Below are 21,703 nucleotides of genomic sequence, written 5' to 3'. Positions count from 1 at the left end.
TACCTCTTGCAGGGTTAAGTTATCCGCGCATCTTGCGGAACAGTGCCGCCAGCAACCCGATGCCGAAACCGACGAAGAAACAGGTCACTGTCGATCCGAACCCAAGCCAAAAGGCTTGAGGGTCGAATGAGGTGAAGGCTTCGAACTCGGTGGAGTCCGAAGCGAGGTAGGCCAGTTGCCAAGCGGCCTGTACGCACTGGCCGGATTGGTCGAAGGTGGAACACACCTGAACGTAAACTTGCGGTCCCATGGCCTACCCCTTTTCAGTTAACGGGTCAGGCTTTGGCCTGGGTGTTGGGGGACTGGGCCTGAGTCGCAGGCTTGTCGGCCTTGGGTTTCACCGGCTCGATGTGCAGGCACAGATTGTTGCCCTTTTGTTTGCCAGCGCGGGCAATCTCAAAGGTGATGCGCACCTGTTCGAGCGGGGCGATGTTGGCACCGGCAGCAAAGATTTCATCGGCCACTTCTTCGGGAACGTCCATGCTGACCACGGACAGACCGTGTTCGGTTTGGCCGTCAGGTTCATCGCCATAGAAGACCTTCACGATCTTCACGTTGCCGTCCTTGTTGCTGAACTGGAGCTTTTGAGTGCTCAGAAATGCGACTTCGATAGTTGAACGTGCCATTGGTGTTACCTCACTTGTGATGCGCCTGATTGCGCGGTTTTGCCTTTCTGCAGGCCGAGCGAATCCACACAGGCGAATTTCTGGTTTCGCCCGAGGGTGTTCTCGGTACTGCGGGGGTTTACGTTGTTGGCCTAGGGCCGGGTATCACTGGGTAATGCCAGGACTAACGCGCCCGGTGGGCTTGTTGGCCCCCGAGCCAGCGGAAACAGACTCCGCGTTGCTCCGCTAATTTCCGCCGTCTCGGGCGCTGCGGTTGAACAACTGGCGACCGTCCGCTGTAGGGCGCCATCAAAAGACTGATCAATCAGTTCAACGGTTGAGAGGATGCCTTGAGCAGCAACAATCGAAGCCGTCACGGCACCCAGCATGAACGGCACTGACCAATGCCAGAGCAACGCCACCAGATAACGAGCAGTACGGAAACGGACGGTCATTGGTCGTTTTCCTTCTGATCAAACTGTTCGTGAATACGCAGCTGGAGGTTCATACGGGCCAGACCGTCGCAGCAGTGACAACCGCAGAAGAAACCAGACTTGCAGCGCGAGCAGCGTTCCTGCCGGTTGGCGCGGGCCTCGGAGTATTCCTCGACGTGGCCGCACTCTTGGCAAAGGACATAGCCATCAGTCAGCGCTGCGATCTGGTTGCTCATGCTTGATTACCTTTCGGCAAGGTCGGGCGTTCCATGGGAACGAACGGGGTTCCACGTTCCTTGCGCTCCAGCGTCCAGAACTTTTCCCGACGAGCTTCCAGCGGGTTGTTCAGGAGTTCGTGACAGCGCTTTTCGCGGGCATCGTTGCGGGCGTGCATTTCGTTGCAGAACTGGTGAGTCCAGCAAACGGAGCATTCGCAGCCGGGTTCGTGCTTGGGCTTGTAGCGCTGCAGGCTGTTCACGACCTATTCCTCTTCCAGCAACTGACGGACAAGCAACGCGACGTTGACCATCTGGCGCTTGCCGATTTTCTTGGTCGGGAGATAGCCCCGTTGAATCCATGACTCAACCACGCGGGGTTCATCGCCCATGCCGATCCAGTCGGCAAACTTGGGCCACGGCATGATTGGCGGTGCGCCAATGAGGTTTTCCGGTCCTACGCCTTCCATATCCATACGCTTTGTTCCACTATGTTTGGCAATGAAGAAAACACCTCATGGACTATGTCCATGAACATAGTCCAAACAATAGCGTCCAAGCTAAGGTTTGTACATAGTCCAAAATATGATTTGTTACTATTAAATGAGCATTACTGATAGATCACTTGCATTGATAGAGATAAGCAACCTGAGCGAACTCACTCGCGCAGGTGAGACCAATTACGACCGCTGGGTCAGCATCAAACGAGGCAAAGCCCGTGTCGGTGCAGATGAAGTAGAGACACTAGGGAAGGTCTATCCGCAGTACAGGTGGTGGTTGAGCACCGGTGAAGTGATGCCGGAGATAGGCCAAACAAGCCCAGAATACGACGAGGCCAACTCAAAGTTACCCAGTCACAACGCGGGATAGCGATCACAAAAGAAGCTGCTAGGCGCTGGTTTTCCCGGTTTCACAGGGTCAAGGAAGAGTAGGAGTAACAAGGATGAAGAAGACAACAGCAATCACCCTGATGCTGTTCAGCATCACCGCTACAGCCGAGGAAAAGACCGCATTGGCTCAAGCAGCAGAAGCGATGGAGCCCACGCTCAAAGCCTATACGGACTACATCCAAAAAAGCGTCATGCAGACGTTTGCCGACAATGACTCAGCGTTGGGCCAAGCGGCCCGGAATCAGCTCAGAGCACAAGAAAGAGCCGAAATGGAGGCAAATAGAGGACCGATGCGTTCTGTACGAGAGTGCATGAAGCCAGGCAATGTGATCGACCAAGACGTACAAGAGTGCGCGCAAGGGCGCAGAGAGAAAACGTGGTGAACCTAAAAACTTGACTCAAAGAAGAGCGACCGATTGAAAATCATCAAAGTATCCTCTCCACCGAAACCACGAACCATTAAAAATCGAAAGCTTCGCAAGCATATAAAAACAGAACATTAAATACATGAACATAATCAAAAAGTCGATCATAAAACTATGCTGGGCAGCAAGACTTTCAATTATACCCAGCTTATCAGCAGGGGCAATTTTAGTTTTGGGAACAATTGCCGCGACTCAGTACTCCGACTTCAGCAACTACATATTGAACTTCTGGCAAGAACCTTATTTTTCCGACCCAGAACTAATGTACAACACAGCTTCGTGGCTTTTAAAAATAACCATACTTGGTTTCATGTTCAGCATTTTTATTTTGATCCATGCTCGCGTACAAGAAGTCGCTCTAGCAAAATTTAGAGAAATCGACGATACCGCTTAAAAAACAGCACAAGCGAAGTAGGCGTCTGCTCTGTCAAAAGGGAATCCGATGATTAAACCTTGGGTTAGATACAATGCTATCGAAGAAAAAAGAGATGGCTACTATGTAGAGTACAACCCCGTATTTACAGGGGGTGAATTCGCAATGCTAACGCTCCATATATACGAACCGCTAGAAAACATAAAAGAAATAGCAGAATCAGAGCTAGAGCACTGGGCATTAAGATATGCAACCCCAATAATGCTCATGATCGATAACAAAACAAATGAAAAATGGCGAACAAAAGATAAGGTGGGGCATAACTTTCTACTAGGTTATGCAAAGAAAGGAAAAATCATTCAGCACTGGGACGAATACCCCGAATCAGAAAAACCCAAATTCGATCTATCTAAAGAAAAACTGAAAGAAATTTACTCAGACCTAGGTAGCACGACATACGAAGAAGTCGCAGTAAAGCAAGAAAATGAGGCAAAGAGTAGGAAAATCCTACTTATCGGAATGACAGTATGGATATGCATCATACCTGTAACAATTGAAATCATTGGGTGGTCAAGCCCTGTATTTTCAGCCGTAGTGCTAATCTATAGCTGGTATGTGGCATTCCAAAAAGGGAGATCGCTTTGGGGAAAAAGAAAAAAAACGGAAAAAGAAATAGCAGAAGAAAAAGAGCGATTAGAAAAAGAGCACCACCATCACCACTGCAAGCTAAACCCTGAAGGATTCTTAAGACTAAAAAATGAGAATTTCGAAAAAGAGAGAATAGCGAAAGAAAGAAAAAAAATAGACAGCATGAAAAAGCAGAAAATTCAATAGCAATACAAACACCACTCGACGTCTATTTCGGCCAATTCAGTGTCGAAAAAGTGTCGCAGACATAGCTGAGCAATGCAGGACAACACAAGGCGAAGATTTAGCTAACAGCCTGATTTGAAGAGAAAAGCTAAAAATAGCTAGACAATGCAGATACTCTGAAACGGGTTCGATTCCCTTCACCCGCTCCAGCTAGCCTATACCTTGCTGTGGCGCTCACGCCAAGCGCCACATTACACACTCCTTGCCACCGGTAGCCGCCTACATCCAGGCAGTACGGCAGTCGTTTGCATATTGCTCGAAACTGATTGGCTCGCGCCCCAGCAGCTCCCTCACGCTATTGGTCACAGCCTCGCTGTGACCCTGGGCAAAGTGACTCAGAATCAACAACAAAAAGTCCGCGTAGTCTGCCGGCAAGCCGGCCTGCAGCAAGCCCTCTTTTAGTTGCTGCGGAGCGATTTCCTGGTAGACGATGGTCCGCCCGGTAACCCGCGACAGGATGGCCGCCACCTGATCATGGTCCAGAGCCTGGCTGCCGGTGATATCAAATGCCCGGTTGTTAAGATCATCGGTGGCGATCAGACGAACGACCACATCGGCAATGTCGCGTACATCAATAAAGCTACCCTTGGCTCGCCCTGTCGGCAGCAGAATACTGTTCTCTTCGTTGATACCCTGCAGCCAGAAAGAGCTGAAATTCTGCATGAACCAGTTGGGACGCACGATGTTGTAGGCCATACCGGATTGCTCCAGCTGCCGCTCGGCCAACCGCAGAGGAGAGGTTTCATCAGCATTCGCTCCAAAGGCGGTCATCAGCACCACCTTTTCCAACTGATGTTCGACCGCCGCCTTCAGCAACGGTGCGAGAAAAGCATCATGAGCCGCATACCCCGGTGGTACGAACAGGAAAGCACGATCCACCCCCGAGAATATATCGGTTATTTCCTCGCCACGCGCTAGGTCGGCGTAGACCCAACGCAGGTTACCTTCGACCTTGCCCTCGCGCTCAGCCTTGCTGGTGACGGCATGCACACTGTTGCCGTGCTCGGCCAGTGAGCTCGCAACCCGGGATGCAATATTGCCGGAAGCACCTGCAATCAGATATCTTTTCATGATCAATTTCCTCACATTTTGAAAACCACTTCCGAGCTCTCCTTACACAGCCAGCTGTGCAGAAAAGCCATCAAGGCAGAAGCCTCTTTCAAAAAAGCCCGATCAAATTTGGGTGATCGTTTTGAGAGCAGACGCTGCAACTGCTATACAGTGTGAGCCGGCAGCAGCGTGTGCGCGAGGTATGTCGGCAGAAATAAATGGTCAAAATCGAGCGTTTACATAATTCATGACGACAATCGACCAGCGCACGAGCAACCTGCGCACAGTAGGCTTCGAAAACCCCTTGCTGGCTGCCCTGGGGATAGAGCCCATGAGCGTCAATGAGCTACGCGGCAGAACGCCCCAAGGCTGGCTGGAACGGCCTGAGCGGGTCGACTTCTTCATGCTCCTGTTGGTCTTGGAGGGTCATACAACGCACACCGTCGACTTTGTCGATTGGAACCTGCTGCCAGGCAGCCTGGTATTTGTCAGACCCGGCCAGGTTCAGCAGTGGCATCACAGTGAGGGTCTGCAGGCGCAGTTAATCCTGGTCGACCCAGGCACCCTGCCTCATCGCAGCGAGCTCATGCCCTACAGTGACCTGAGACGCCTGGGGCTGGACGACTGGGTAACCTGCATCAGCTTGCCGGAGTCTGCTCGCGACGCAATCGCAGGCGGCTTCCAAAAGATCCGCGCCGACTTCGCGCAGTTCAGCGGTAGTAGCCTAGATATAGCCCTGTTGCGCCACGAGTTGATGGCTCTGCTCATCAGAGTCGCCCGACAGCAGCAACAGCTGCACCTGGACCACCCGCCAGCCGACGCCCTTCGCCACAAGACATATCGCCTGTTTATCCAGCTGCTCGAGCAAACATTCGCCACAGAGCATCAACTACAGTACTACGCAAAGCGCCTTGGCTATTCGCAAAGCGCCGTCAGCCGCGCCTGCCTGAGCGCCGAGGGGCGTTCTGCCAAGAACGTCATCTCCGCGCGCATCCTGCTGGAGGCAAAACGCCTGCTGGCGCACAGCGATGCCTCAGTAGCTCAGGTGGCACATCAACTGGGCTTTTCAGAGCCAACCAACTTCGTAAAGTTCTTTCGTAAAGGGGCCGGCATGACCCCAGCCCGCTTCCGCCACAGCATGTCAGGCAGAGCCGCAACCACCTGAAGCGTTCACTGCGTTTTTGTGCAGGATCAATAACTTGCCCAAGAAACGAGAAAAGCTCGCGTGCGCAAACAGCTCTACTTCGTGCTTTCCTTACTATAAAAATACATATAACCCCTTGTAATTATTGGATTTTTCAAACCAAATCATGGCATTCAGATGAAACATGCTGCACAATGGCCGTATGTTCAACTAACGAGTGGGAGAGCAGTGCCATGAAAGGTCATCCAGACGTCGTCAACTGCCTGATCGAGCTGCTGCGCGGTGAGCTGGGCGCGCGTGACCAGTACTTTCTGCACTCGCGCCTGTACGAGGACATGGGTTACGCCAAGCTGTACGAGCGCATCAACCACGAGATGGAAGAAGAAACCCAGCACGCGGACGCTATCCTCAAGCGCATCCTGTTTCTGGAAGGCAAACCGGACATGCGCCCCTCGGTGATTACGCCCGGCCTTACCGTGCAGGAAATGCTGGAGTCGGATCTCAAGCTGGAGTACGAAGTACGCGAGAATCTGGCCAAGGCCATCGCCCTATGCGAACGCTGCGCTGACTACCAGACCCGTGAGATTCTGGAACTGCAACTGCAAGATACCGAAGAAGATCACGCCTACTGGCTGGAGCAGCAACTGCGCCTGATCAAGATGGTTGGCGAAAAGAACTACCTGCAGTCGCAGATGTAATCTGTACCGCTCCCTTTCAGAAAGCCCCGCAAGCGGGGCTTTTTTGTGCGCGCCCTGCCGGCAACTCGTCTTTCCCCCCTTTCGGAGGCTGGCACAGCAGCAGATATGCGGCCCTCACCTGCACGGGGTAGCGCAGTATCCGTGACCGCGCCCACGACCTTAGAACCCTGGCATCGGCCACCAGGTAGCGGCCTTGAGGTTCTTTTACCCGGCGCGCAACTGGCAGCAGGCGCTGCGGCCCGGCAACAGCCCCTGACGCCTCAGATACGGAAGCTGCCAACCAGTTGGCGCAGACGGTTGACCTGCTGCTCCAGCGAGGTACAGGCGCGCAGGGTTGCCTGCAAATTGTCGACCCCTTCCTGATTGAGAGTATTGATCTCCGTGATGTCGACGTTAAGACTCTCGATCACCGAGGTCTGCTCCTCGGTCGCGGCGGCGACGGACTGGTTCATATTGTCGATATCGCCGATTCCCTGGGTGATCTCACTCAACCGGTCGCCTGCCTGAGTAGCCACCTCGACGCTACGTTGGCTGTGCGACTGACTGTCACTCATGAGCGCTACCGCCGCGCCGGCATCACTGCGCAAGTCTTCGATCATGTCGTGAATCTCGCGCGCCGAGCTCTGCGTGCGATGCGCAAGATTGCGCACCTCATCGGCCACCACTGCAAACCCTCGCCCTGCCTCACCGGCGCGCGCCGCTTCAATCGCCGCGTTCAGGGCGAGCAGATTGGTCTGCTCGGAGATACCCTGAATCACTTCCAGAATGTGGCCGATGTCAGTGGTCTTGTGGCTGAGCGACTGGATAGTCTCGCTCGACTCGCTGATCTTGCTCGACAACGACTGCATGGCGTCGATGGTTTCGCTGACCACTTCGCTGCCGCGCTCCGCCCCCTGACGGGCACCGGAGGCCTGGGCGGAGGCGTCCGCCGCATTGCGGGCAATTTCCTGCGCTGCGGCGCCCAGTTCGTTGATGGCAGCAGCCACACTGTTGGTACGGCTGGACTGCTCATCGGAGCTGGCCATATTGGCATTCGAAGCCGCCACCACCTGCCGTGCAACATCGCCCAGCTCGGTACTGGTGGAGGCAACCTGGGTGATCGATTCGTGGATGCGTTGCACAAAGCGATTGAACGCCGCCGCCAAACGGCCAAACTCGTCCTGACTGGTCACCGGCAGGCGCCGCGTGAGATCCCCCTCACCTTCTGCAATGTTCTCCAGCGCCCCGCCCAGCGAGACCAGCGGGCGCAGCAGATAGCGCATCAGCAGACTCAGCAGCACCACAATGACCATGACTGCAATCACTGCGGCGATCAGCGCCGAGATACGAAAGCTGGTCACACTGGCGAAGGCCTTCTCGCGATCAATCGACAGGCCAATGTACCAGTCTGCCCCGGCCAAACCGGCAACCGGCAGAAAGGTCAGCAAGCGCGCCTCGCCGTGCAACTCAGCTTCACTCAGCGCGCTGCTGATCTGCGGCGTGTTCTGCGGATACAGTTCGCTCAGGGTTTTCATTTGCAGTGCCGAATCCGGATGCACCAGCACCCGTCCGTCACGGCTGACCAGAAACGCGTACCCCATGCCGTTGAAGTCCAGCGCGTTGATAATCTGCGAGATGGTTTGCAGGTTCAGATCGCCACCCACCACATCACGACCGGCGGCGGTAGCGATGGTGACGATCAGCGCCCCGGTAGCGGCATCCATGTAGGGCTCGGTCAACACCGTGCCCCGGGCGGCTTGCGCAGCGGTAAACCAGGGCCGGTTGCGCGGGTCGTAGTCCGCCGGCATCTCGGAATCCGGCCGCATGATGAAGCTGCCGTCGGCACCGCCGAGGTAAGCAAAATCAAAGGTGCTTGCCAAGGTCTGCTGCTCAAGCAAGGGCACCTGTCGATCACTGCCCTCACTCTGCAGGTTGAGCGCCAGATTCTCCAGCAGCAGGATGCGACCAGACAGCCAGTTGCTGATGTTCTGCGCAGTCAGGCTGCCAGCATCATTCAGGTAGGTTTGCAGGTTGGTTTGCAGGGTGCGCCGCTGCAGGTAGTCGTTGTATACCGAGAAGGCAGCGAAGGCGGCAATCACCACCAGGCCCGCAGCCAGTACTATCTTGTGATTGAAGCTAAGTTTGGTGGGCATTGGACGGTGCCTCGGAAAGAGAGCCAGAGGGCATGCGGTTGAATCCGCACTTCCTTTATGTCGTCCCAAAAATCGGAAACTTTACAGCCAGCACCAGAGGCGACCTTTCCAATACTAGATGACCCAATGCCATCACGCAGAAATCAGGCCGCAGGCACGCGACCGGGTTGGACACCAGGCCCGCCCAGCAGCCGCTCTGCATCCAGCTGCCAGAGCCAGCGCCAGCCACGCAGCAGCAGGTAGAAAAACAGCAACGGCAGAATCAGCGTGCGCAAGACAAACAGCGTCATCACTTGCAACACGCTGTCGACGGCCTCGTCCAGCGCCTGCTTGATCGCCAGATAGGTCTGCGGGTCCCCGGCCTTTGCCAACTGCTCCCCCAAGCCGCGCCAGCTGCTGTCACCCTCGGCAGGCAGCGCTGACCGCTCCTCCAGCACCCGCGCCCTTTGTTGTTCGACCTCACTCAGCTCCCGGCTGATACCCTGGTAGCTGTCACGCAGCATCGCCAGCCGCTTCGCAGCGTCCTCTCTGGCCGGCACCTCAGCGAAGGGATTGAGGCGTTCAGACCAGTCCAGTTGCTGCTCCTGGCTGGTCAACTCCTCACGCTGCAAGCTCACCGCCCTGCCAGCCTCACGCTGGGCGACAATCAGGCGGCTGCGTTGCTCCTCAAGCATGGCAAGCTGGCTGTCCAACGCCTGCTCTGCCGTCGAGCCTCCGAGCATCGCAGCCTCGGCGCCCGTATCGGCGCCGAGCACTTCGACCTCGCCTGGCAGGCGATCCAGCAGGCCAATCTGCTCGCGGCTCTGTTGCGCCAGATACCAACGATCCACCTCGCCATTGATCAGCACGACTGCCACCAGTACAAAGCGCAAAAAAGCGATCACCAGAAACAGCCGCAGGAACACCCCCGCATGGCGCCCGCCGCGTAGCCACAGCGAGGCGCCCAACAGCAGCGCAGAGAGCGTCAGAAGCCATTTGAAGAAGGTCTGCCCCACCAGCCCGAGTAATATCTTCTGCGCCAGCAGCGAGCCAATAGCCCATTGCATCAGGTAGGCGTATTGTTCGATAAGATCGTTGAACGGGTCGAGCATTTCACCCAGTGTAACGGCAACACCGCCAAACAGGCTGAAACTGATAGTGGTGGACTGCAACACCGAAATAAGCGCGTTAAGCGCGCGAGCGGAGGCAAAAGCGACCGAGGCCTGCAACAACGAAGCGTCCAGATGAGCGGCAGAGCTTCGATCTCCCTGCCCCAGCCACGACAGCACCACCAGCAGAGTGACAACCACCAACAGCAGCAGGCGGCGTTGGCCGCTGCGCTCTTTCAACCCCTTCATAGCCAGCCCTCTGCCGCCCCAGTCTGTCCGCAGCATAGCAGGCGAGCGCAAAGAACTGGCGGGCGAGGGAAACACCGATCAATTCCACACGCCCTCTGCGAGCGCTAGATAATCCGCGAGAAGCGCTGCTGGCTCAGATCGCTCTGGTAGGCATCGAACAACATGCAGATCGAGCGCACCAACAGACGCCCCGCCGCCAGCACACGAATGCCGCCGGGCGTCAGGATTAGCAGGCCATCGCGCGCCATCTGCTCCAACATGGGCAGACAGCCGGCAAAGTAGTCGCGGAAGTCGATATCAAAGCGCTGTTCGATGTCGTTGAAGCTGAGACTGAAATGACAGATCAGCTGGCTGATCACCGCTCGGCGAATCACATCATCGGTATGGCAGACCACTCCCCTGCGGGTAGCCAGCGCATCCTGCTGCAAAGACTGCTGATAGACCTTGAGATCAGCTGAGTTCTGACTGTACAGATCACCCACCTGACTGATCGATGACACCCCGAGCCCGATCAGATCGCAGTGACCATGGGTGGTGTAACCCTGAAAGTTGCGTTGCAGTTCACCGTTTTCCTGCGCCACGCTAAGGCTGTCATCGGGCAGCGCAAAGTGATCCATGCCGATATACCGGTACCCCGCGTCCAGTAGCTGCCGCACGCTGTTTTCGAACATCTCCAGCTTCTGCGCCGGCGCAGGCAAGTCAGCGCTGTTGATACGTCGCTGCGGCAGGAAGCGCTCAGGCAGATGCGCATAGTTGAAGACCGACAAGCGGTCGGGCTTGAGCTCGATAATCGCTTCAACGGTGCGGGCGAAGCGCTCAGGCGTCTGCTTGGGCAGCCCGTAGATCAGATCAATATTGATCGACCGGTACGCCAGGGTGCGCGCGGCATCCATGACTGCCTGCGTCTGCTCCAGCGACTGCAGCCGGTTGACTGCGCGCTGCACCTCCGGGTCCAGATCCTGGACACCAAAGCTGGCGCGATTAAACCCCAGCTCACGCAGCAGGCCCATGGTTGCCCAATCTGCCTCACGGGGGTCAATTTCGATGCTGTAGTCACCGATATCATCGTCATGCAGATTGAAGTTGCGGCGCAGCGCCGCCATCAGCTCGCCCAGTTCCTGATGGCTGAGAAAGGTCGGCGTACCGCCGCCAAAGTGCAGCTGCTCCACCTGCTGGTGCGGCCCGAGGTGTGAGCTGATAAGCTCCATCTCGCGCTCCAGGCAGGCAAGGTACTCACGGGCGCGACTCCGGTCCTTGGTGATCACCTTGTTACAGCCGCAGTAATAGCAAATGTTGGCGCAAAAAGGGATGTGCACATACAGCGACAAAGGGCGGTTGGCCGCTCGACTGGCGTCGACAGCATGCAAAAAATCCATTGGCTTGACGCCATCGTGAAACTGCAGGGCAGTCGGGTAGGAGGTATAGCGCGGACCGGCATGGTCGTAACGACGAATCAGGTCCGCATCCCAGCGAAGGGTTGGCAGCATGGGGCTTTCTCCGGCAAATAATGAGAAAGACTACGCGGGCTCGGCCGAAGCGTTGTTGACCAGCATCAATAAGCGAGCGAGCGCCTAGGGAAGCACTGATTAATTCCGCATGCCCTCTGCGGGGCGTGTGGAATTGATCAGCGCTTCCTTAGCCGCCGGTCGCGTTCATGAAACGCAGGATCTGCACTTCGCCACCCACATCAAACTCATGCCGCGCTGGCTTGTGTATCAGCGCACGCTCCAGCGCAGCATGCACCGGCACATCACTGGTAGGGTGCTGACGCAGCAAACGACGCATATCCAGCGCATTTTCATGCCCCAGGCATAGCAGCAAGCGCCCTTCAGTTGTCAGGCGCACCCGATTGCAGGTGTCGCAGAAGTTGTGTGAGTGCGGCGAGATAAAGCCAATGCGGCTGTCCGGGTAACCCTCCACCCGCAAATAGCGCGCCGGGCCGCCGCTGCTCTCGGTGCTGTCAATCAGCCGATACTGCTCAGCGAGCATGGCTCGTACCTCATCGCTGGAACAGTAGGCCTCACCGCGCGCTCGGCCAACCTCGCCGAGCGGCATTTCTTCGATGAAGGTAATGTCCAGCCCACGTGATAAGGCGTACTCGGTAAGCGCTGGCACCTCATCGTGGTTACGCCCCTTGAGCACCACGGTGTTTAGCTTGATACGCTCAAACCCTGCCTCCCGCGCCGCTTCGATACCCTCGAGTACCTGTTGCAGCTTGCCGGTGCGGGTAATGGCCTGAAAGCGCGCAGCATCCAGACTGTCCAGGCTGATATTCAGGCGCTTGACGCCGGCCGCGGCCAGCGGCTGCGCGAGCTTGACCAGTTGCGAGCCGTTGGTGGTCATCACCAACTCACGCAGCCCTGGCAATGCACTGATCCGCGCGCACAAATCAATGATGCCGCGCCTGACCAACGGCTCCCCGCCGGTCAGCCGAATTTTGCGCACGCCGAGGGAAACAAACAGCCTGGCCAACCGTTCGATCTCTTCCAGGGTCAGAATCTGCGCACGCGGCAGAAAGGTCATATCTTCGGCCATGCAGTAGACGCAGCGAAAATCGCAACGGTCGGTCACCGACAGTCGCAGGTATTCAATACGCCGCCCCAGACCGTCCTGCAGGCTCATGACGGCTTGCTCTCCGAGGCTTGCCAGCGAGTTAGCGCCTGCTCGTCGCTGTGTTTTGCGTCCACCCAGCGCTCACCCTGCGGCGTGCTCTCGCGCTTCCAGAACGGGGCGCGGGTTTTCAGGTAATCCATAATAAAGGTGTTGGCCTCAAATGCGGCCTGGCGGTGCGCACTGGCCACGCCAACAAAGACAATCGGCTCACCCGGCTCCAGCTGTCCAACCCGGTGCAACACATGTACCTCATGCAGCAGCCAGCGCGTCTGTGCCTGCTCAACGATGTCAGCAAGCGCCTTTTCGGTCATGCCCGGGTAGTGCTCCAGCCACATTCCGCTCACCGGGTCGCCATCGTTGAAGTCACGCACGTAACCGACAAACCCGACCACAGCGCCGGTGCCACGGTAATCGGCATGCATCTGGTTCAGCAGTGCACCCGGATCAAAGCTATCGGTCTGTACGCAGATTCGCATCTCAGCCCCCGGTAACCGGTGGAAAAAAGGCGACCTCGTCACCGTCGGCCACCGGGGTCGCCAGGTCACAGAGCGTCTGATTGCGGGCACACATCAGACGCGGCTCGGCCAGCACCTGCCAGGCTTCACCGCGGCTGAGCAGGCGGTCACGCACATCACCCAAGGTTCGCAAACTGTCATCCCAGGGCAGTTGCTCCGCGCCGCAGCCCAGCACATCGCGATAACGCGCAAAAAACTGCAAATCAATCATATGCCCTGCCCCGGCGCCAGATAGCCACCGCTCTTGCCACCAGACTTGCTCAGCAATCGCGTACTCTCGATGACCATGCCCTTATCTACCGCCTTACACATATCATACAAGGTCAAAGCAGCGACGCTGGCGGCGGTCAGCGCTTCCATCTCGACACCCGTTTGCCCGGCCAGCTTGCAACGGGCCTGAATGTACACAGCATCCGGCGGCTGTGGTGTCAGCTCAACCTTGACGCTGGTGAGCATCAGCGGATGGCACAGCGGGATCAAATCAGAGGTTTTCTTGGCAGCCTGAATCCCGGCGATACGCGCCACTGCCAGCACATCGCCCTTGGGGTGACCGCCCGCCTGAATCAGGTCGAGGGTGGCGGGAAGCATCCGCACCAACGTCTCGGCTACCGCCTCGCGCTGAGTAACGGACTTAGCGGTCACATCGACCATGTTCGCGCGCCCTTGTGCGTCCAGATGAGTCAGCATAGAGTGAACCCCTTGAATACGTGCGGTCTACTTTACTGCAATCTGCGGTAAGGCAGAACCGGACAGCCCTGAAACCGTCACGAAAATAACCCCAAGATACCCCTGCCACCTTGAAATCGGCGGCGGCGAGCCTATATAGCGAAAAGCTATCCAGGGTTTAGTTGAAATTTATTTTAAGTATTTAGCCCAGGCGCATACCATTGCTCCTGTCTTCTCAACCAACGACGAAAACGACTCAGATAAGGAGTTTTTCAATGTCCGTAATCAATACTGAAATCAAACCTTTCAAGGCTTCCGCATTCAAGAACGGCGAGTTCTTCGACCTGACCGAAGCCGACGTTAAAGGCAAGTGGGCCGTCTTCTTCTTCTACCCGGCTGACTTCACCTTCGTTTGCCCGACCGAGCTGGGCGACGTTGCCGACTACTACGACGAGCTGCAAAAGATGGGCGTTGAGGTGTACTCGGTCTCCACCGACACCCACTTCACCCACAAAGCATGGCACGACAGCTCCGAAACCATCGGCAAGATCAAGTACGCCATGATCGGTGACCCGACCATGCAGATCAGCCGCAACTTTGAAGTTCTGCGCGAAGATCAGGGCCTGGCCAACCGCGGTACCTTCATCATCGACCCCCAGGGCGTGATTCAAGCTGTTGAAATCACCTCCGAAGGTATCGGCCGCAACGCCGAAGACATGGTTCGCAAGGTCAAGGCAGCCCAGTACATCGCCGCCCACCCGGGTGAAGTCTGCCCGGCCAAGTGGAAGGAAGGCGAAGCCACTCTGGCTCCCTCCCTCGACCTGGTAGGCAAGATCTAAGATCGGCCTGATAACCCGGCCCGCTGCGCAGCCTCAGGCGCGCAGACGGCGGGCCGGGTTTTTTATGCCCAGAATTTGACTCTTATTCAAAAGGACACGCACATGTTGGACGCTAACCTGAAGAAGCAACTGGACACGTACCTGCAGCACATCGTTAACCCGATTGAAGTCAGCGTGTCCACCGATGACAGCCCCAAGGGCAAAGAATTGCACGAACTCGCGGTCGAAATCGCCGACATGTCGAGCAAAATCGGCCTGATAGCCGCCGACGACAAACGCACCCCGAGCATGGGTGTCGGTCCGGCAGGCGAGACGCCGCGCATTCGCTTCGCCGGCATCCCGATGGGCCACGAGTTCACCTCTCTGGTACTGGCGCTGCTGCAATCAGGCGGCCACCCGTCCAAGGCCGACCCGGCCCTGCTGGAGCAGATCCGCAACCTGGACGGCGAGTTTCACTTTGAAACCTACATCTCGCTGTCCTGCCAGAACTGCCCGGACGTGGTCCAGGCGCTGAACCTGATGGCGGTACTGAACCCCAACATTACTCACGTGATGATTGACGGCGCCCTGTTCCAGGACGAAGTCGACGAGCGCCAGATCATGGCTGTGCCGTCGGTCTACCTGAACGGCCAGCCCTTCGGTCAGGGCCGCATGACCCTCGCCGAGATCGTCAACAAGGTCGACAGCGGCGCCAGCAAGCGCAAAGCTGCCGAGCTGAACGAGAAAGCCCCCTACGACGTACTGATCGTTGGCGGTGGCCCGGCTGGCGCCTCGGCCGCCATCTACGCTGCCCGTAAAGGCATCCGCACCGGTATCGTTGCCGAGCGCTTTGGTGGCCAGGTGATGGATACCGTCGGCATCGAGAACTTTATCTCCGTGCCCTACACCGAAGGCCCCAAGCTGGTTGCCAGCCTGGAGCAACACGTCAAGGAATACGACGTCGACGTGATCACCGAGCAAAAGGCCGCCAGCCTGGAAACCGGCGACTATGTTGAGATTGGCCTGGAGAGCGGCGCGACCTTGCGCAGCCGGTCGGTCATCCTCGCCACCGGCGCGCGCTGGAGAGAAATGAACGTGCCCGGTGAGCAGGAATACCGCGGCAAGGGCGTGGCCTACTGCCCGCACTGCGATGGCCCGTTGTTCAAGGGCAAGCGCGTAGCGGTAATTGGCGGCGGCAACTCGGGCATCGAGGCGGCGATTGACCTGGCGGGTATCGTCGAGCACGTCACCGTGCTGGAGTTTGCCGACACCCTGCGCGCCGACGAGGTGCTGCAGCGCAAGGCACGCTCGATGAAAAACATCGAGATCATCAAGAATGCGCAAACCACTGAGGTGCGTGGTGACGGCAACAAGGTCGTCGGTCTGACCTACAAGGACCGCAGCAACGACGAGCTCAAGCAGGTCGATGTCGCAGGTATCTTTGTACAGATCGGCTTGGTGCCCAACACCGAATGGTTGAAAGACAGCGAGCTGAACCTGACCCGCTTTGGCGAAATCGAGATCGACGCACGTGGCGCTACCAACCTCGACGGCGTGTTTGCCGCAGGCGACGTCACCACCGTGCCGTTCAAGCAGATCATCATCGCCATGGGGGCTGGCTCCACTGCGTCACTGGCCGCCTTCGATCACCTGATCCGCACGCCGGACCCGGCGCAGATCGAGCGCAACGAAGCCGTCACTGCCTGAGGTAATAGGCGGGCGTAAAGAAGGCAGCCATCGGCTGCCTTTTTTAGTCGCCCATCCAGAAACGCTCAAGATTCTTGAAGGGCCAGTCCTGGGGGTCTTCGCGGGCTTGAATGCGCTCGTTTTCACCTGGCTCGGCCAGGTTGATCAGCGTCACTGGCACCGCCTGCTTCAGCGTCGCCGAATAAAAAACCCGGACATACGGAAGCAGCAACGCACCGGCGTTCTGCTCGACCACCACACCCAAACGACCTGAACTCAGCCGTACCAGCGAGCCTACCGGGTAGATACCCAGCATGCGTACAAACAGCTGCAACAGCGTGGGGTCAAAATGCCCCTGCCAGCTGGCCATGCGACTGAGCGACTCAGACGGATCCCAACCAGCCTTGTATGGGCGATTGGACGTAATGGCGTCATACACGTCGCAGATAGCCCCCATGCGCGCCATGATACTGATCTGCTCGGCCGGCAGTCGCTCTGGGTAACCACTACCATCCATTTTCTCGTGATGATGCAGGCAAACGTCCAGCACCGGTTCAGGCACGTCCTGCCAAGCCTGCAGCAGCTTGTAGCCCTCAAGCGGATGCTGACGCATGACCTCAAATTCCTGATCGGTCAGTCGGCCCGGCTTGTTCAACACCGCCTCGGGCATCATGGCCTTACCGAGGTCATGCAGCAGCCCAGCCATGCCCGCATCCCGCACCGTGGCTTCGTCCAGCTCGGCTGCCCGCGCCAGCCCCACCATCAGCGCGGCCACAGCAACCGAATGCAGATAGGTGTACTCATCCTTGTGCTTGATACGTGCCACGCTGAGCAGCGCGTGCGGGTTGCGTGCCAGCGAGCGGTTCATATCCTCAACCAGGTCTCGCAGCCCCTCGGTATCCAACGCCTTGCCCAGACGCACCTCCTGGAACATGCTGCGCACCGCCTGTTTGCCATGGCGGAAAATAGCTTTGGCGCGCTGCACCTCATCTTCCAGCGCAACGCTGACGGGCAGCTCAGACACCACCGCCGGAGCCCCGGCAGCGGGCACTTCAGCGGCGGAAATAGGGTCAGCGTCCGTCTCAGGGGCGGGCTCGGGATCAGGCGTGGCGCAGTTAGACGGTCTGGAGGCGACGTCAGCGCCCTTGGTGGTATCGATCACCACCTCGGTGATCGAACTGAGCACGATGGACTCGAGGGTCTTGTCGTTCTCGATGAATAACTTGCGACTCCAAAATGGGTGATCCAGCCAGGAGCCACAAAACTGGTCTACAAACATACCCTTACGCAGGGCGGCAGTTGAAATCTTCTTGAGCATGCTCGGTTACGGCCTTTTAGTGATTGTTTTGCCGCGTATCCGTACAGCCCGCCTCGGCACGACGTTGCGCGCGTTGCGGATGACTCCCTCACTATGATGACAATATGCCACCGGTCGAGCGCCTTTGCCAGCGCACCGCGCAACGCAGATCAGCTCTCAGGCGTCAGCGGCGCATCAAAATCTGCGCCCATTTCATCAGTCAGCTCGTCCGGGTCAAACCGCAGCAAGCAGCCCTCTCCCAAGGTAGGCGGCAGATTGGCCGCGCCAGCGGCCAGCGGACCCTGTTCTTCTTCATCGTTCATTTGGGGGCTCCATGCTCGTTGTAGGTTTGCATGGCGCGCAGAATGTCACGACGGCTGATCTGCCCTACCAGCTTGCCCTCATCCAGCACTGGCAGGCGCCGCCGGCGCATGTTGATAAAGTGCTCGGCCGCCTTGACGATGTCAGCGTCGGCGTCAATGGTCTCCACAACCACCGTCATTACCGAGGCCACGCTGCCGCCTGCCTCCTCGAAGTAGCTGCCGGCCAGAATACCCTTAAGACAATCACCTTCGGACAGCAGCCCGACCAAGTGCCCATCGGCGTCGAGCACCGGGGCGCCGGAAATGCGGTGAGCCAATAGGCGGTCGATGGCACGAAATAGATCCATCTCGGGGGAAAAGGTGACCAGGTCCGTGGTCATATAATCACGCACTTTGACGGATTTGAGCATAAAGCCTCCTGTGAGGGTGTGCCGGCGCCTCCAGGCCAACGCCAGCGTCACAAACGTCCCTCTACAGCTTAGCTGAACACCACCGTCTTGTTGTCGTGTACCAGCACCCGATCTTCCAGGTGATAGCGCAAGCCTCGCGACAGCACCATCTTCTCCACATCCTTGCCCAGCCGCACCATGTCTTCAGCGTTGTTGCGATGGGTGATACGTACCACGTCCTGCTCGATGATCGGTCCGGCATCGAGTTCCTCTGTCACATAATGACAGGTCGCCCCAATCAGCTTGACCCCGCGCTGTGCCGCCTGGTGATAAGGCCGCGCACCAACGAACGACGGCAAAAAACTGTGATGAATATTGATAATGCGGTGTGCATAACGTTCGCACAGCGCCGGCGGCAAAATCTGCATGTAGCGCGCCAGTACAATACACTCGGCCTCTTGCTCTTCAACCAGTCGAGTAACTTCGGCAAACGCGGGCTCTTTGTCTTTCGGGTCGACTGGAACGTGATGAAAGGGAATACCGTGCCATTCCACCATGCTGCGCAAATCGTCATGGTTGGATATGACGCTGCTGATATCACAGTCCAGCTCACCGCTATGCCAACGGTGCAACAAGTCAGCCAGACAGTGCGACTCGCGACTGGCCATCAATACCACTTTCTTGCGCACTGCCGAGTCACTTACCCGCCAATCCATATGAAACTCACGGGCAATCGGCGCGAACGCGGTGCGCAGCCCTTCCAGGTCAAACGGCAGGGAGTCGGCGCGAATCTCATGACGCATGAAGAACCAACCAGACAAATTATCCGAATGATGATTGGCTTCGGTAATCCAGCCGTTATAGGTGGCCAGTACGTTACTGACCTTGGCGACGATGCCAACCCGATCGGGGCAGGCGATTACCAGCCTGAAAGTGCGCATTTGCTCTCCTGTGGTGTGCGATTTTCAAAAGACATTGCCCATATCACTTGCAAGGGATATGTCGGGCCGCGACATTCTACCCTGTTGCCCCTGTGTGCGTGCGGACTAATTCGGTCAGCAAGGCGTCAGGCAGAGGGCTGCAAACGGAGATAAGACACTATCGCGCCGGGGTGATTTTGCAAAACGCAGCAACAGAGAAAAACATGTCATCACACACATAAAAACGCCGATTGTGGCACGCAGGGATATACAACAACTTATTGTAGGTTTGGCAGGCATAACCTATTATTCTTTGGTCCTGATTATCAAACTAGGCATAAAGGAAACTATCCCATGTCCATGCTGCAAGAATACCGGCACATCGAAGAACAGATCCGCGAACTTAAAGAGCGCCTGAATTCGATGTCCAATGATGACAAACTTAAGAAAGAAATCGAGTTCGAAGAAAAGCTGCGCAGCCTGATGGGGCAGTACAATAAGTCGCTGAAAGATGTGGCTGCCATTCTTGACCCGGACAACAAACTGGCGGCGCCCAAGGGCAAAGCTGCTGGCGGCGCCAAGCGCGCGCGCAAGGTTAAGCAGTACAAAAACCCGAACACCGGTGAAGTTATCGAAACCAAAGGCGGCAACCACAAGACTCTGAAGGCCTGGAAAGAAAAGTACGGCGCCGACACTGTTGAGTCTTGGGTCACCATCCTGGGCTGATAGCTGCAGTAGCCGACCAACCCGATGCCCTGGCATCGGGTTTTTTTGTGCTCAACGCCTCGCCCTTAGGCCAACCTGCAGACGCTCAGGCAGAGCCAATACCCAACTGATCCGCCTGCTGCAGAGCGTACGCACGCCAGCTCTGCAACAACGCCTGCTGAGACGCATCCAGGGTCGGCAGCAGGGCATCAATTTCCTGCAGGAAGGCTGGCAAGGTGATTGGCGCCCCCCCTGCCACCCCCGACAATCGGGCTGCGCACCATGCAAGCCACTGCTGCTGCTCCTGTGCGTTCAAGCTGTCTGGGAAGTTACGCGCCCGATAGCGCGGCAGCATGTCCACCAATCGCTGATCCCGCAAGGGCCAGCGCATCGCGCCCAACGCAGCACCATCGGCCTCGCGGATAGCCGCCATCAATCGACGATCGGCATCACCGAGAAATCCATCGTAGAGCTGAACCTCGGCATCCTGTTCGACGCTATCGTCCGCTGGCTGCTCCTGATAGATCTCTGCCAACACGCCCTGCCCCTGCCCACGCCAGACAGCCAGTTGTTCGGCGCGTTTGAGCATCAGTGGCAGGTCGAGCTGCAAGCGCGCTATATCGGCAGGCAGCAGCACCTTGGTGTCCGCCAGCACCGGACACTTGTTGATGTGAACCAGCTTAAGGCCAGGACGCAGTTGCCCCTCGGGCAAGTCCTCGGTGCGGGTATACAGGTGCTCGCGCACCTGATCAGCCGGTACATCCGTCAGTGCAGCCGGGTCAACCGCCAGGTCATAGACAATCACCGCGTTACGGTTAACCGGGTGCCAGCCAAGCGGCAACACCAGCGACAGGCCACTGCGCTCGCGCCCAAAACGGCCCGACACATGCACCAGTGGGCGTACATGCTGCAGGTCGATAAACTCCGCTACACGCCGCTTGTCACGCAACCCCAGCAGGTAATCAAACAACCGCGGCTGCGCGCGCTTGAGCAGCCGCGCCATGGCAATAGTGGCGCGCACGTCGGCCAGCGCGTCGTGAGCTTGCCCGTGATCGATACCGTTGGCGGCGGTCAGCAGCTCGAGTCGCAAGCTGGTGAACCCGTCCACCTGCGGCCATTCAATGCCCTCAGGACGCAGCGCGTGGGCAGCACGCAAGGCGTCGAGCAAGTCCCAGCGGCTGTTGCCACCCTGCCATTCACGGGCGTAGGGATCATGGAAGTTGCGGTACAACGAGAAGCGCGTCATCTCGTCGTCAAAACGCAGGTTGTTGTAGCCGACCGTGCAGGTGCCAGGCTGCATCATCTGCTCATGCAGGCGCTGAATAAAGTCCGCTTCCGGCAGTCCGCTGGCCAGTCGCTGCGGCGTAATACCGGTGACCAGACAGGCCTGTGGGTGGGGCAGCACATCGGCTGGCAGCCGGGCGTCGATACACAACGGCTCGCCAATCTCTTCCAGCTCGGCGTTGGTCGCAATACCCGCCACCTGCAGCGGGCGGTCGCGTCGCGGATCAATGCCGGTTGACTCGAAGTCGTACCAGAAAAAGCGCTTGGTCATGTGTCCCCCTGCTGGCAAAGCGGCAGAGTAACGCACCTTA

At 57.5% G+C, this 21,703-nt stretch carries 26 protein-coding genes; 8 read left to right on the top strand and 18 right to left on the bottom strand.

The window, feature by feature from the left end; genetic code table 11:
* Positions 1 to 19: 19 nt before the first annotated feature.
* From HV822_RS15240 to HV822_RS15220, 5 genes are all read right to left on the bottom strand, one after another.
* On the bottom strand, positions 20 to 250 hold the full coding sequence (locus HV822_RS15240) for a hypothetical protein (protein WP_238871004.1): 231 nt from the start codon (positions 248 to 250) through the stop codon (positions 20 to 22).
* A 25-nt stretch (positions 251 to 275) separates the two neighbouring features.
* Positions 276 to 626 carry a hypothetical protein gene (locus tag HV822_RS15235; protein WP_238871003.1) on the bottom strand — a complete coding sequence of 117 codons (351 nt, stop codon included), beginning with the start codon at positions 624 to 626 and terminating at the stop codon, positions 276 to 278.
* Positions 627 to 1,056: 430 nt separating this feature from the next.
* Positions 1,057 to 1,275, bottom strand: coding sequence for a hypothetical protein (locus HV822_RS15230; RefSeq protein WP_238871002.1), 219 nt, complete (start codon positions 1,273 to 1,275; stop codon positions 1,057 to 1,059).
* Positions 1,272 to 1,517, bottom strand: coding sequence for a hypothetical protein (locus tag HV822_RS15225; protein ID WP_238871001.1), 246 nt, complete (start codon positions 1,515 to 1,517; stop codon positions 1,272 to 1,274). Before HV822_RS15225 ends, HV822_RS15230 begins: the two co-directional genes overlap by 4 nt.
* Before the next feature lie 3 nt (positions 1,518 to 1,520).
* Complete coding sequence (locus HV822_RS15220) at positions 1,521 to 1,730, bottom strand: DNA-binding protein (protein WP_238871000.1); 210 nt, start codon at positions 1,728 to 1,730, stop codon at positions 1,521 to 1,523.
* A gap of 467 nt (positions 1,731 to 2,197) precedes the next feature.
* Between HV822_RS15220 and HV822_RS15210 the strand changes: the two genes are divergently transcribed.
* The 3 genes from HV822_RS15210 (at position 2,198) to HV822_RS15200 (ending at position 3,776) form a co-directional block, all read left to right on the top strand.
* Entirely contained in the window at positions 2,198 to 2,527 is a 330-nt protein-coding gene (locus HV822_RS15210) for a hypothetical protein (RefSeq protein ID WP_238870998.1), read from the top strand.
* A gap of 124 nt (positions 2,528 to 2,651) precedes the next feature.
* Complete coding sequence (locus HV822_RS15205) at positions 2,652 to 2,963, top strand: hypothetical protein (protein ID WP_238870997.1); 312 nt, start codon at positions 2,652 to 2,654, stop codon at positions 2,961 to 2,963.
* A 48-nt stretch (positions 2,964 to 3,011) separates the two neighbouring features.
* On the top strand, positions 3,012 to 3,776 hold the full coding sequence (locus tag HV822_RS15200) for a hypothetical protein (RefSeq protein ID WP_238870996.1): 765 nt from the start codon (positions 3,012 to 3,014) through the stop codon (positions 3,774 to 3,776).
* A gap of 258 nt (positions 3,777 to 4,034) precedes the next feature.
* Here the strand turns inward: HV822_RS15200 and HV822_RS15195 are convergent, their stop codons facing one another.
* Entirely contained in the window at positions 4,035 to 4,886 is an 852-nt protein-coding gene (locus HV822_RS15195; RefSeq protein ID WP_238870995.1) for an NmrA family NAD(P)-binding protein, read from the bottom strand.
* A gap of 226 nt (positions 4,887 to 5,112) precedes the next feature.
* On the opposite strand from HV822_RS15195, the gene HV822_RS15190 reads away from it, so the two are divergent.
* Both HV822_RS15190 and bfr read left to right on the top strand, forming a co-directional pair.
* Positions 5,113 to 6,030, top strand: coding sequence for a helix-turn-helix domain-containing protein (locus HV822_RS15190; RefSeq protein WP_238870994.1), 918 nt, complete (start codon positions 5,113 to 5,115; stop codon positions 6,028 to 6,030).
* Between the two features lie 212 nt (positions 6,031 to 6,242).
* Complete coding sequence (bfr, locus tag HV822_RS15185) at positions 6,243 to 6,707, top strand: bacterioferritin (RefSeq protein ID WP_238870993.1); 465 nt, start codon at positions 6,243 to 6,245, stop codon at positions 6,705 to 6,707.
* Positions 6,708 to 6,967: 260 nt separating this feature from the next.
* On the opposite strand, the gene HV822_RS15180 is transcribed toward bfr, so the two are convergent.
* The 7 genes from HV822_RS15180 to moaC form a co-directional block, all read right to left on the bottom strand.
* A complete protein-coding gene (locus tag HV822_RS15180) occupies positions 6,968 to 8,839 on the bottom strand; it encodes a methyl-accepting chemotaxis protein (protein ID WP_238870992.1) in 1,872 nt (623 codons plus the stop codon).
* Between the two features lie 143 nt (positions 8,840 to 8,982).
* Positions 8,983 to 10,176: a hypothetical protein gene (locus HV822_RS15175; RefSeq protein WP_238870991.1), complete on the bottom strand. Its 1,194-nt coding sequence runs from the start codon at positions 10,174 to 10,176 to the stop codon at positions 8,983 to 8,985.
* A gap of 104 nt (positions 10,177 to 10,280) precedes the next feature.
* Positions 10,281 to 11,663 carry an oxygen-independent coproporphyrinogen III oxidase gene (gene hemN, locus HV822_RS15170; protein ID WP_238870990.1) on the bottom strand — a complete coding sequence of 461 codons (1,383 nt, stop codon included), beginning with the start codon at positions 11,661 to 11,663 and terminating at the stop codon, positions 10,281 to 10,283.
* 148 nt (positions 11,664 to 11,811) lie between these two features.
* Entirely contained in the window at positions 11,812 to 12,798 is a 987-nt protein-coding gene (moaA, locus tag HV822_RS15165; RefSeq protein ID WP_238870989.1) for a GTP 3',8-cyclase MoaA, read from the bottom strand.
* Positions 12,795 to 13,265: a molybdopterin synthase catalytic subunit MoaE gene (gene moaE / locus HV822_RS15160; RefSeq protein ID WP_238870988.1), complete on the bottom strand. Its 471-nt coding sequence runs from the start codon at positions 13,263 to 13,265 to the stop codon at positions 12,795 to 12,797. Before moaE ends, moaA begins: the two co-directional genes overlap by 4 nt.
* Before the next feature lies 1 nt (position 13,266).
* Positions 13,267 to 13,515 carry a MoaD/ThiS family protein gene (locus HV822_RS15155; RefSeq protein ID WP_238870987.1) on the bottom strand — a complete coding sequence of 83 codons (249 nt, stop codon included), beginning with the start codon at positions 13,513 to 13,515 and terminating at the stop codon, positions 13,267 to 13,269.
* Positions 13,512 to 13,991: a cyclic pyranopterin monophosphate synthase MoaC gene (moaC, locus tag HV822_RS15150; protein ID WP_238870986.1), complete on the bottom strand. Its 480-nt coding sequence runs from the start codon at positions 13,989 to 13,991 to the stop codon at positions 13,512 to 13,514. The genes HV822_RS15155 and moaC overlap by 4 nt, the downstream gene beginning before the upstream one ends.
* Positions 13,992 to 14,245: 254 nt before the next feature.
* On the opposite strand from moaC, the gene ahpC reads away from it, so the two are divergent.
* A complete protein-coding gene (gene ahpC, locus HV822_RS15145; protein WP_238870985.1) occupies positions 14,246 to 14,809 on the top strand; it encodes an alkyl hydroperoxide reductase subunit C in 564 nt (187 codons plus the stop codon).
* 102 nt (positions 14,810 to 14,911) lie between these two features.
* Positions 14,912 to 16,495: an alkyl hydroperoxide reductase subunit F gene (gene ahpF / locus HV822_RS15140; RefSeq protein WP_238870984.1), complete on the top strand. Its 1,584-nt coding sequence runs from the start codon at positions 14,912 to 14,914 to the stop codon at positions 16,493 to 16,495.
* Positions 16,496 to 16,538: 43 nt separating this feature from the next.
* Here ahpF and HV822_RS15135 read toward each other — a convergent pair whose 3' ends face one another.
* The 4 genes from HV822_RS15135 to purU form a co-directional block, all read right to left on the bottom strand.
* A complete protein-coding gene (locus HV822_RS15135; protein ID WP_238870983.1) occupies positions 16,539 to 17,792 on the bottom strand; it encodes an HD-GYP domain-containing protein in 1,254 nt (417 codons plus the stop codon).
* Positions 17,793 to 17,941: 149 nt separating this feature from the next.
* Complete coding sequence (locus HV822_RS15130) at positions 17,942 to 18,094, bottom strand: hypothetical protein (RefSeq protein ID WP_238870982.1); 153 nt, start codon at positions 18,092 to 18,094, stop codon at positions 17,942 to 17,944.
* Positions 18,091 to 18,504, bottom strand: coding sequence for a CBS domain-containing protein (locus tag HV822_RS15125; RefSeq protein WP_238870981.1), 414 nt, complete (start codon positions 18,502 to 18,504; stop codon positions 18,091 to 18,093). Before HV822_RS15125 ends, HV822_RS15130 begins: the two co-directional genes overlap by 4 nt.
* Positions 18,505 to 18,572: 68 nt before the next feature.
* A complete protein-coding gene (gene purU / locus HV822_RS15120; RefSeq protein WP_238870980.1) occupies positions 18,573 to 19,424 on the bottom strand; it encodes a formyltetrahydrofolate deformylase in 852 nt (283 codons plus the stop codon).
* Between the two features lie 333 nt (positions 19,425 to 19,757).
* Here purU and mvaT point away from each other — a divergent pair, with 333 nt between their 5' ends.
* On the top strand, positions 19,758 to 20,129 hold the full coding sequence (mvaT, locus tag HV822_RS15115; RefSeq protein ID WP_238870979.1) for a histone-like nucleoid-structuring protein MvaT: 372 nt from the start codon (positions 19,758 to 19,760) through the stop codon (positions 20,127 to 20,129).
* A gap of 85 nt (positions 20,130 to 20,214) precedes the next feature.
* Here mvaT and sbcB read toward each other — a convergent pair whose 3' ends face one another.
* Positions 20,215 to 21,663, bottom strand: a complete 1,449-nt coding sequence (gene sbcB / locus HV822_RS15110; protein WP_238870978.1) for an exodeoxyribonuclease I — start codon at positions 21,661 to 21,663, stop codon at positions 20,215 to 20,217.
* Between the last annotated feature and the right edge of the window lie 40 nt (positions 21,664 to 21,703).

The sequence above is a fragment of the Halopseudomonas maritima genome (assembly GCF_021545785.1).
Lineage (GTDB): Bacteria > Pseudomonadota > Gammaproteobacteria > Pseudomonadales > Pseudomonadaceae > Halopseudomonas > Halopseudomonas maritima.
The sequence above is the reverse complement of the archived record's forward strand: the minus strand, read 5'-3'. Positions and strand labels throughout refer to the sequence as shown.

Coding starts and splice junctions, on each gene's coding strand:
- hemN (WP_238870990.1), bottom strand. CDS start 11,663: ATGCTGCCAACCCTTCGCTGGGATGCGGACCTGATTCGTCGTTACGAC.
- ahpF (WP_238870984.1), top strand. CDS start 14,912: ATGTTGGACGCTAACCTGAAGAAGCAACTGGACACGTACCTGCAGCAC.
- HV822_RS15235 (WP_238871003.1), bottom strand. CDS start 626: ATGGCACGTTCAACTATCGAAGTCGCATTTCTGAGCACTCAAAAGCTC.
- HV822_RS15195 (WP_238870995.1), bottom strand. CDS start 4,886: ATGAAAAGATATCTGATTGCAGGTGCTTCCGGCAATATTGCATCCCGG.
- HV822_RS15240 (WP_238871004.1), bottom strand. CDS start 250: ATGGGACCGCAAGTTTACGTTCAGGTGTGTTCCACCTTCGACCAATCC.
- HV822_RS15135 (WP_238870983.1), bottom strand. CDS start 17,792: ATGCTCAAGAAGATTTCAACTGCCGCCCTGCGTAAGGGTATGTTTGTA.
- HV822_RS15175 (WP_238870991.1), bottom strand. CDS start 10,176: ATGAAGGGGTTGAAAGAGCGCAGCGGCCAACGCCGCCTGCTGCTGTTG.
- moaC (WP_238870986.1), bottom strand. CDS start 13,991: ATGCTGACTCATCTGGACGCACAAGGGCGCGCGAACATGGTCGATGTG.
- HV822_RS15210 (WP_238870998.1), top strand. CDS start 2,198: ATGAAGAAGACAACAGCAATCACCCTGATGCTGTTCAGCATCACCGCT.
- bfr (WP_238870993.1), top strand. CDS start 6,243: ATGAAAGGTCATCCAGACGTCGTCAACTGCCTGATCGAGCTGCTGCGC.
- HV822_RS15125 (WP_238870981.1), bottom strand. CDS start 18,504: ATGCTCAAATCCGTCAAAGTGCGTGATTATATGACCACGGACCTGGTC.
- HV822_RS15180 (WP_238870992.1), bottom strand. CDS start 8,839: ATGCCCACCAAACTTAGCTTCAATCACAAGATAGTACTGGCTGCGGGC.
- ahpC (WP_238870985.1), top strand. CDS start 14,246: ATGTCCGTAATCAATACTGAAATCAAACCTTTCAAGGCTTCCGCATTC.
- HV822_RS15205 (WP_238870997.1), top strand. CDS start 2,652: ATGAACATAATCAAAAAGTCGATCATAAAACTATGCTGGGCAGCAAGA.
- moaE (WP_238870988.1), bottom strand. CDS start 13,265: ATGCGAATCTGCGTACAGACCGATAGCTTTGATCCGGGTGCACTGCTG.
- HV822_RS15190 (WP_238870994.1), top strand. CDS start 5,113: ATGACGACAATCGACCAGCGCACGAGCAACCTGCGCACAGTAGGCTTC.
- sbcB (WP_238870978.1), bottom strand. CDS start 21,663: ATGACCAAGCGCTTTTTCTGGTACGACTTCGAGTCAACCGGCATTGAT.
- HV822_RS15220 (WP_238871000.1), bottom strand. CDS start 1,730: ATGGATATGGAAGGCGTAGGACCGGAAAACCTCATTGGCGCACCGCCA.
- purU (WP_238870980.1), bottom strand. CDS start 19,424: ATGCGCACTTTCAGGCTGGTAATCGCCTGCCCCGATCGGGTTGGCATC.
- HV822_RS15230 (WP_238871002.1), bottom strand. CDS start 1,275: ATGAGCAACCAGATCGCAGCGCTGACTGATGGCTATGTCCTTTGCCAA.
- moaA (WP_238870989.1), bottom strand. CDS start 12,798: ATGAGCCTGCAGGACGGTCTGGGGCGGCGTATTGAATACCTGCGACTG.
- HV822_RS15200 (WP_238870996.1), top strand. CDS start 3,012: ATGATTAAACCTTGGGTTAGATACAATGCTATCGAAGAAAAAAGAGAT.
- HV822_RS15130 (WP_238870982.1), bottom strand. CDS start 18,094: ATGAACGATGAAGAAGAACAGGGTCCGCTGGCCGCTGGCGCGGCCAAT.
- HV822_RS15155 (WP_238870987.1), bottom strand. CDS start 13,515: ATGATTGATTTGCAGTTTTTTGCGCGTTATCGCGATGTGCTGGGCTGC.
- mvaT (WP_238870979.1), top strand. CDS start 19,758: ATGTCCATGCTGCAAGAATACCGGCACATCGAAGAACAGATCCGCGAA.